This window comes from Oleiphilus sp. HI0043, from assembly GCF_001634935.1.
The window spans coordinates 1-604 of the sequence record NZ_LWEY01000752.1 but is presented as its reverse complement, the minus strand read 5'-3'; the positions used below and the strand labels follow the sequence as shown (position 1 = coordinate 604).

Annotated in this window: 2 protein-coding genes; both read right to left on the bottom strand. The window is 47.4% G+C overall.

Features of this window, described 5'->3' with window-relative positions; genetic code table 11:
• Positions 1–308: 30S ribosomal protein S4 (gene rpsD, locus A3729_RS08650; RefSeq protein ID WP_082882062.1), on the bottom strand; the 308-nt coding region annotated here is incomplete at its 3' end.
• 11 nt (positions 309–319) lie between these two features.
• Positions 320–604, bottom strand: a 285-nt coding sequence (gene rpsK, locus A3729_RS08645; RefSeq protein ID WP_068633662.1) for a 30S ribosomal protein S11, incomplete at its 5' end; no start/stop codon positions are given.

The window sequence follows — 604 nt, the reverse complement described above, 5'->3', positions numbered from 1 at the left end:
TATACAACATTATCAAGGCGTTGTTCCAGCAACTGAAGCAAGTTTTCACCTGTAGCGCCTTTACGGCGTGCAGCTTCTTTATAGTAGCCACGAAACTGTTTTTCAAGAACACCGTATAGACGGCGAACTTTCTGCTTCTCTCGTAACTGGGTACCGTATTCAGACAAACGTCCGCGACGAGCACCGTGCATACCTGGAGCAGTTTCTAAGTTACACTTTGAATCTAGCGCTTTAGCGCCACTTTTCAAAAATAAGTCAGTACCTTCACGGCGTGACAGTTTACATTTTGGTCCAATATAACGAGCCATTTGCTAATCCTCTAAACGCGACGTTTCTTAGGTGGGCGACAACCATTGTGTGGAATAGGTGTCACATCCGTGATATTTGTGATTTTATAACCACAAGCGTTTAAAGCGCGAACAGCGGACTCGCGTCCTGGTCCAGGACCCTTAACTTGAACTTCTAAGTTCTTAAGGCCGTATTCAGCAGCCGCATTACCGGCTCTTTCAGCTGCTACCTGCGCAGCAAAAGGTGTACTTTTTCGCGAACCACGGAAACCTGATCCACCAGCAGTTGCCCAAGATAGAGCGTTGCCTTGGCGGTC